Origin of the sequence: Martelella sp. UBA3392, from assembly GCF_002358775.1 — a bacterium.
Lineage (GTDB): Bacteria > Pseudomonadota > Alphaproteobacteria > Rhizobiales > Rhizobiaceae > Martelella > Martelella mediterranea.
This window is the reverse complement of the sequence record NZ_DEPM01000280.1, coordinates 1-8139: the sequence shown is the minus strand read 5'-3', so window position 1 is coordinate 8139 and position 8139 is coordinate 1. Positions and strand designations below refer to the sequence as shown.

Genomic DNA, 8139 nt, shown 5'->3' with positions numbered 1-8139 from the left:
GCAGAGAGGGGTGAACCCTCTCGGTGAATTCGGAGCTTGCGGCTTTTAGGGCTTACGCCCTTTACCCCTCTCTGTCGCTGTCGCGACATCTCCCCCTCAAGGGGGGAGATTATGGAGGGCTTTGCGGTGAGGTTACCCAGTGCGTTCCAACCCGCCTTACTTCACAAACCCGTTCAGCGTCAGGAACTCCTTGGCGACGGCATCGGCCGGTTCGCCGCCAACCTGGACGCGGCCATTGAGGTCCTGCAGGGTCTCAAGGTCGAGCGCCTCGAAGACCGGCTTCAGGATCTCCGCGATCTGCGGATATTCCTCAAGACGCGCCTCGCGGATGATCGGGGTCGGCAGGTAGACCGGCTGCACGCCCTTGTCGTCATCCATCACCTTCAGGCCGGACGGCGCGATACCGCCATCGGTGCCGTAGACCATGGCGGCATTGGCGCCGGAGGTCTGCTTGGCGGCCGCCGCGATGGTTGCCGCGGTATCCCCGCCCGAAAGGGTGATCAGCTGGTCGGACACAAGGTGGAAGCCATAGGCCTTCTCGAAGGCCGGAAGCGCTGACGGCGAGGTCACAAATTCGGAAGAGGCCGCGAGCTTGATGTCGCCGCCATCGGCGATATATTTGCCGAGTTCGGAGAGATCGGACAGATTGTTGTCGTCGGCGATCTCCTTGCGGATCGCGATCGCCCAGGTGTTGTTGGCATTGGCCGGCGTCAGCCAGACGATCTTCTCGGCGTCGTAATCGAGTTTCTTGGCCTCCTCATAGCCTTCCTCGGCATTCTTCCACACCGGCAGGTCTGCCTTGTTGTAGAAGAAGGCGGCATTGCCGGTATATTCCGGATAGATGTCGATCTGGCCCTCGGTGATCGCCTGACGGACGATCGGGGTGGCGCCGAGCTGGATCTTGTTTTCCGTCGGAATATCGTTCGCCTGAAGCGTCTGAAGGATGATGTTGCCGAGCACGCCGCCCTCGGTGTCGATCTTGGAGGAGACGACCACGGGGGCTGCCGCGGCGGTCTGGACGGCGGCGAAGGCTGCGATCGCCAGTGCGCCGGTCAGGGTGAGAATGCGTTTCATATCGGTTCCCTCTCTCTAGGAACGGCCCGTCCCGGGCCGGTTGCCGCGCCTTCGGGTGTTACCCCGCAAATGGCGCAGCCGCGAAAATTCGTCCGGCCGCATCTCCGGCGACCGACAAGGAAGCTGTCGCTTCGCCACCGCCGGACCGCGCCCGGAAGCGATGGTGAAAGGCGACCCCACTTTCAGATAGTGCGCCGCCGTTCCATAACGATAGCATACACAAGATTTATGTGGCCGCGCCCCCGGTTTGCCGGAAATATCCGCCATGCGTTCCCTGCCGCTCGGGTCCAATTCCGCTCCCGCCGCGTCCGCCATTGAAACGGGCTGGGCTTATCCCCAATTTGACTGTAAAAGAGGGCCCATCGATTTGAGTGAAAAGGGCTTTTCCCCTAGGATCGGTGCCTGAAAACGGCAGTGATTCGGCGCCTTTGTCGCGCGCCCACACTCCAACACGTTTGGAAAGACCTGTTTATGAGCGAAACCCCAGAAATTGCCGTCGGCGTTCCCGCCGAATACGGCGCTGATTCGATCAAGGTTCTCAAGGGGCTGGATGCCGTGCGCAAACGGCCGGGCATGTATATCGGCGATACCGATGACGGCTCGGGGCTCCACCACATGGTCTATGAGGTGGTCGACAACGCGATCGACGAGGCGCTTGGCGGCTACGCCGATCTTGTCACCGTGACATTGAACCCCGACGGTTCGGTCTCGGTCACCGACAATGGCCGGGGCATTCCGACCGACATTCATACCGGCGAGGGCATCTCGGCGGCCGAAGTGATCATGACCCAGCTTCATGCCGGCGGCAAGTTTGACCAGAATTCCTACAAGGTCTCCGGCGGTCTCCACGGCGTCGGCGTTTCGGTGGTCAACGCGCTGTCGGTGTGGCTGAAGCTGAAGATCAAGCGCAATGGCAAGCTGCACGAGATTTCGTTCACCCACGGCGTTGCCGACAAGCCGCTGGAAGTGATCGGCGATGCCGAGGGCGAGACCGGCACGGAACTTACCTTCATGCCGAGCCAGGAAACCTTCACCATGGTCGAGTTCGACTATGACACGCTGGAAAAGCGCCTGCATGAACTGGCCTTCCTGAATTCCGGCGTGCGCATTCTCCTGACCGACAACCGCCATGCCGAGCCGGTGGCGAAGGAAATGCATTATGATGGCGGGCTGGCGGCCTTCGTCGCCTATCTCGACCGTTCGAAGAAGCCGCTGGTCAGCGAACCGATCGCGATATCGACCGAAAAGGACGGCATCACGGTTGAAGTGGCGATGTGGTGGAACGACAGCTACCACGAGAACGTGCTCTGCTTCACCAACAACATTCCCCAGCGCGACGGCGGCACCCATATGGCGGGCTTCCGCGGCGCGCTGACTCGCCAGATGATCTCCTATGCCGACACATCGGGCATCCTGAAGCGCGAAAAGGTGACGCTGACGGGTGAGGACTGCCGCGAGGGTCTGACGGCCGTGCTTTCCGTGAAGGTGCCGGACCCGAAATTCTCGTCGCAGACAAAGGACAAGCTGGTCTCCTCCGAGGTCCGCCCGGTTGTGGAAAGCTGCGTCAACGATGCGCTGAGCCAGTGGCTGGAGGAGCATCCGACCGAGGCAAAGATCCTTGTCACCAAGGTCGCCGAGGCCGCGACCGCCCGCGAGGCGGCCCGGCGCGCGCGCGAACTGACCCGGCGCAAGGGCGCGCTCGATATCGCCTCGCTGCCCGGCAAGCTCGCCGACTGTTCCAACCGCGATCCGGCGAAATCCGAACTGGTTCTGGTGGAGGGCGACTCGGCCGGCGGTTCCGCCAAGCAGGGCCGTTCGCGCGAGACCCAGGCGATCCTGCCGCTTCGGGGCAAGATCCTGAACGTCGAGCGCGCCCGCTTCGACAAGATGCTGTCGAGCCAGGAAATCGGCACGATGATCACGGCGCTTGGCACCGGCATCGGCAAGGACGAATACAATCCGGACAAGCTGCGCTATCACAAGATCATCATCATGACCGATGCTGATGTCGACGGCGCGCATATCCGCACCCTGCTGCTCACCTTCTTCTTCCGGCAGATGCCGGAGCTGATCGAGCGCGGCCATCTCTATATCGCCCAGCCGCCGCTCTACAAGGTCACGCGCGGCAAGTCGGTGCAGTATCTGAAGAACGAGCAGGCGCTCGAGGATTACCTGATCGACCAGGGCCTCGAGGATGCCTCGCTGCATCTCGGTTCCGGCGAAGTCCGCGCCGGTCCGGATCTGCGCCAGGTGATCGTCGATGCGGTGCGGATGCGCAATCTGATGGAGGGCATCCATTCGCGCTATGACCGCCACGTGGTCGAGCAGGCGGCGATCGCCGGCGCGCTCAACGCCGAGCGGGTCACCGATCCCGCCGAGGCCGAACGTCTGGCCGCCGATATCGCCGCGCGTCTCGACATGGTCGCCGAGGAGACCGAGCGCGGCTGGGAAGGGATCGTGCGCGAGGATGGCGGTCTGCGCTTCGAGCGCACGGTGCGCGGCGTCAAGGAAGTCGCCAATATCGACATGGGCCTGATCGGCTCGGTCGACGCCCGCTACATGGACCAGCTTCAGGGCCGTCTGTTCGAGGTTTACGAGAAGCCGCCGCTGCTGAAGCGCAAGAATGGCGATCTCACGATCTACGGCCCGCGCGCCATGCTGGAAGCCGTGTTCGAAGCCGGCCGTCGCGGCCTGACCATGCAGCGCTACAAGGGTCTTGGCGAAATGAACGCCGAGCAGCTCTGGGAAACCACGATGGACCCCAATGTCCGCTCGCTGCTGCAGGTCAAGGTCAACGACGCCACCAGCGCCGACGGCCTGTTCTCCCGCCTTATGGGCGACGAGGTGGAACCCCGCCGCGACTTCATTCAGGATAACGCGCTGTCGGTGGCGAACCTCGATATCTGACGGTTGGGCGGCGCATACGCCATTCCTTGTTTTGACATCATCCCCGGCCGCGCGCCGGGGATATAATTGCGTTTGTCGCGCCTGACAGGTTCGGCGCCCAATAACGCCTTGGCCGGGGCCAAGCGGCAGAACGTAAGGTGATGCGCCGCGAGCGTTGGCCACGAGGCTCATGACGCGCCGCTTGATGATGTGGCTACAGGCTACAAAGTAGCTCGGTTGAGCAAGACGTGACCGACATTTTGTGTGCCGGACGCCACTTGGCTTGTTCCGGAAAACATCAGCGCATTTGACCACGTCGATCAGGTGTCGGCGTATCTGGCGCTGCCGGCACGCATCCTTATCACCCTCCCGTGCCGAAAAATTACCCTTTCGAAACAAGTATATTGCGGCATTCGCCCAAAGTATGAGCATTCGCCCACTTGACAGAATGCGTCGTTATGGTGAGTAATTGCCCACATCGTAAGCTATTGCTCAATTCTGAGGGAGGAACGAGTATGAAACTTCATTCGACGCTGCTCGCCGCTTGCTCGCTGGTCGCCCTGACCGGCGTTGCTTCTGCTGAAACGCTGACCATCGCCACCGTCAACAACGGCGACATGATCCGCATGCAGAAGCTCACCGACGATTTCACCAAGGATCATCCGGATATCGACCTCGAATGGGTCACGCTTGAAGAAAACGTGCTGCGCCAGAAGGTCACCACCGACATCGCCACCAAGGGCGGTCAGTACGACGTCTTGACCATCGGCAACTACGAAGTGCCGATCTGGGCCAAGCAGAACTGGCTTTTGGAACTCTCCGGCATGCCGTCCGACTATGACGAAGCAGACCTTTTGCCCGCCATCGCCGGTGGCCTTTCCGTGGACGGCAAACTCTATGCCGCTCCGTTCTACGGCGAAAGCGCCATGGTGATGTACCGTACGGATCTAGCCGAAAAGGCCGGCGTCACGATCCCGGCCGAGCCGACCTGGGACGAAATCATGGCGGCTGCCAAGGCCATGACCGACAAGGATGCCGGCATTTACGGCATCTGCCTGCGCGGCAAGGCCGGCTGGGGCGAAAACATGGCCTTCCTCGGCGCGATGTCCAACTCCTATGGCGCGCGCTGGTTCGATATGGAATGGAAACCGCAGTTCGACACAGAAGAGTGGAAGGCGACGCTCACCGACTATCTGGACATGATGAACAATTATGGCCCGCCCGGTGCGTCATCCAACGGCTTCAACGAGAACCTCGCGCTGTTCCAGCAGGGCAAGTGCGGCATGTGGATCGACGCCACCGTCGCCGCCTCGTTCGTGACCGACCCGAAGGAATCCAAGGTCGCCGATTCGGTCGGCTTCGCTCTGTTCCCGGAAAAGGGCGATCTCGGCAACCGCGGCAATTGGCTGTGGTCGTGGAACCTCGCCATTCCGGCTTCGACGACCAAGGCCGATGCGGCCAAGGCATTCGTCGCCTGGGCGACATCCAAGCACTACACCGATCTGGTCGCCGAACAGGATGGCTGGCGCGCGGCGCCTCCCGGCACCCGCACCTCGCTCTACGAGAACGCGGATTACAAGGAGGCAGCACCCTTTGCTGAAATGACGCTGGAGTCGATCAACGCGGTCGACACCAACAAGCCTTCGGTTCAGGAAATCCCCTATACCGGTGCGCAGTTCGTCTCGATCCCGGAATTCCAGGGTATCGGCACCGCCGTCGGCCAGCAGTTCTCGGCAGCCCTTGCCGGCAACGTGACCGCCGACCAGGCCCTCAACAACGCGCAGCAGCTCACCCAGCGCGAAATGATGAAGGCCGGCTACATCAAGTAACCTTCCTCCGCGGGGCGGCCGGGCTCAAGGGTCCGGTCGCCTTCGGAGTTCAAGCCGACATGATGATGGCCGCCGCGCATGAAGTGACGGCGGCAAAACCGGTTTTACGCACCAGCCAACGGATAGATACGACACCGGCCTGACGAACAGGGTGCGGAACGAACGGGATTGGGACGCCGGCATGGCCGGGCGTCCTGACGATCCACTTTGCGGGGAAACACCGAAATGGCGACGACCCATACCAAAAATGCGGCGCGGCTGATGATGGCGCCCTCGGTCATTCTGCTCCTGGCGTGGATGATCATACCGCTGTCGATGACGATCTACTTCTCGTTCCTGCGCTACAATCTGCTGATGCCGGGCACGGAAAGCTTCGCCGGCTTCATGAATTATCGGTTCTTCCTGACCGACCCGGCCTTCTTCCAGGCGATCGGCAATACGCTGATGCTGGTGGGCGGCGTGCTGTTCGCCACCGTTGTCGGCGGCATCGCGCTGGCGCTGCTGCTCGATCAGCCGATCTTCGGGCAGGGCATCGTGCGCATTCTGGTGATCGCGCCGTTCTTCGTCATGCCGACCGTTTCGGCGCTGGTGTGGAAGAACATGCTGATGAACCCGGTCAACGGGCTGTTCGCCTCGCTGGCGCGGTTTCTGGGCATCCAGCCGATCGACTTCCTGTCATCGATACCGCTGACATCGATCGGCCTGATCGTCACCTGGCAATGGCTGCCCTTCGCCACGCTCATTCTTCTGACGGCGCTGCAGTCGCTGTCCGAGGAGCAGAAGGAAGCCTCCGAGATGGACGGCGCCAATGCCTGGAACCGTCTGATCTACATCATCCTGCCGCATATGGCGCGCGCGATCACCGTGGTCGTGCTGATCGAGACGATCTTCCTGCTTTCGATCTTCGCCGAAATCCTGGTCACCACCAATGGCGGCCCCGGCACGGAAAGCACCAACCTCACCTACCTCGTCTACATGCAGGCATTGCTGCAGTTCGACGTGGGCGGTGCGTCCGCCGGCGGTATCATCGCCGTCATTCTCGCCAATATCGTTGCGATCTTCCTGGTTCGCATGATCGGCAAAAATCTGGAGGACTGACGATGGCACGCCAGGTAACAACGCAGAAGAAAGTCGCCTTCACCGCATTGGCGTGGTTGATCGCGTTCCTGATCTTCTTCCCGATCCTGTGGACGTTTCTGACCAGCTTCAAGACCGAGGGCGAGGCCGTATCCTCGCCGCCTTCCTTCCTGTTCTTCCAGTGGACGCTGGAGAACTATGTCGAAGTGCAGGCGCGCTCGAACTATTTCCACCATTTCTGGAATTCGGTGGCGATCTCGCTCGGCTCCACGGTGATCGGCCTCTTGATCTCGGTGCCGGCCGCCTGGGCGATGGCGTTTTCGCCGACGCCGCACACCAAGGACGTGCTGCTCTGGATGCTCTCCACCAAGATGCTTCCGGCCGTCGGCGTTCTGGTGCCGATCTACATCATCTTCCGCGATCTCGGCCTGCTCGACACCCGCACCGGCCTGATCGTGGTGATGATGCTGATCAACCTGCCGATCATGGTGTGGATGCTCTACACCTATTTCAAGGAAATCCCGGGTGAAATTCTCGAAGCCGCCCGGATGGATGGAGCAACGCTCGGCAAGGAGATCGTCTATGTGCTGACGCCGATGGCGATCCCCGGCATTGCCTCCACCCTTCTCCTCAACATCATCCTTGCCTGGAACGAAGCGTTCTGGACGCTGAACCTGACGGCCTCGAAAGCGGCGCCGCTGACAGCCTTCATCGCTTCCTATTCGAGCCCGGAAGGCCTGTTCTACGCCAAGCTTTCCGCGGCATCGACCATGGCGATTGCGCCGATCATCATTCTCGGCTGGTTTTCGCAGAAGCAGCTCGTGCGCGGGCTCACCTTCGGCGCGGTTAAATAAGGACAGGACCAATGGGCAGCATCAGACTTGAAAAAGTTTCCAAGCATTTCGGCGAGCACGCGGTCATCCCTTCGATCGACCTCGAAATCAACGAGGGCGAGTTCGTCGTCTTCGTCGGCCCGTCGGGCTGCGGCAAATCCACGCTTCTCCGGTTGATTGCCGGGCTGGAGGATGTCACCTCCGGCCGCATCCTGATCGATGGCGAGGACGCCACCGACAAACCGCCGGCAAAGCGCGGCCTTGCCATGGTGTTCCAGTCCTACGCGCTCTATCCGCATATGAGTGTCAGGAACAATATCGGCTTTCCGCTGAAGATGGCGAATGTCGACAAGGCCGAGATCGACCGCAAGGTCGAGGACGCGGCGAAAATCCTGAACCTCACCGACTATCTGGAACGCAAGCCGCGCGCGCTTTCCGGC

6 protein-coding genes are annotated in these 8139 nt (G+C 61.3%); 5 read left to right on the top strand and 1 reads right to left on the bottom strand.

Annotated features, from left to right (window positions below):
• Positions 1-156: 156 nt before the first annotated feature.
• Positions 157-1074 carry a glycine betaine ABC transporter substrate-binding protein OsmF gene (osmF, locus tag B4E36_RS21540; RefSeq protein WP_292055419.1) on the bottom strand — a complete coding sequence of 306 codons (918 nt, stop codon included), beginning with the start codon at positions 1072-1074 and terminating at the stop codon, positions 157-159.
• 471 nt (positions 1075-1545) lie between these two features.
• On the opposite strand from osmF, the gene gyrB reads away from it, so the two are divergent.
• The 5 genes from gyrB to B4E36_RS21515 form a co-directional block, all read left to right on the top strand.
• Positions 1546-3981, top strand: coding sequence for a DNA topoisomerase (ATP-hydrolyzing) subunit B (gene gyrB / locus B4E36_RS21535; protein ID WP_292055420.1), 2436 nt, complete (start codon positions 1546-1548; stop codon positions 3979-3981).
• A 494-nt stretch (positions 3982-4475) separates the two neighbouring features.
• Positions 4476-5789 (top strand): ABC transporter substrate-binding protein, encoded by a 1314-nt coding sequence (locus B4E36_RS21530; protein WP_292055421.1) that lies wholly within the window; start codon positions 4476-4478, stop codon positions 5787-5789.
• A 225-nt stretch (positions 5790-6014) separates the two neighbouring features.
• Positions 6015-6887 (top strand): carbohydrate ABC transporter permease, encoded by an 873-nt coding sequence (locus B4E36_RS21525; RefSeq protein WP_018067599.1) that lies wholly within the window; start codon positions 6015-6017, stop codon positions 6885-6887.
• Between the two features lie 2 nt (positions 6888-6889).
• Entirely contained in the window at positions 6890-7720 is an 831-nt protein-coding gene (locus B4E36_RS21520; protein WP_292055422.1) for a carbohydrate ABC transporter permease, read from the top strand.
• Between the two features lie 11 nt (positions 7721-7731).
• A partial coding sequence (locus B4E36_RS21515; RefSeq protein ID WP_345900808.1) for an ABC transporter ATP-binding protein occupies positions 7732-8139 on the top strand: 408 nt, incomplete at its 3' end.

Excerpts from the sequence above, each read along its gene's own strand:
- osmF (WP_292055419.1), bottom strand. The coding sequence starts at position 1,074 with ATGAAACGCATTCTCACCCTGACCGGCGCACTGGCGATCGCAGCCTTC.
- gyrB (WP_292055420.1), top strand. The coding sequence starts at position 1,546 with ATGAGCGAAACCCCAGAAATTGCCGTCGGCGTTCCCGCCGAATACGGC.
- B4E36_RS21530 (WP_292055421.1), top strand. The coding sequence starts at position 4,476 with ATGAAACTTCATTCGACGCTGCTCGCCGCTTGCTCGCTGGTCGCCCTG.
- B4E36_RS21525 (WP_018067599.1), top strand. The coding sequence starts at position 6,015 with ATGGCGACGACCCATACCAAAAATGCGGCGCGGCTGATGATGGCGCCC.
- B4E36_RS21520 (WP_292055422.1), top strand. The coding sequence starts at position 6,890 with ATGGCACGCCAGGTAACAACGCAGAAGAAAGTCGCCTTCACCGCATTG.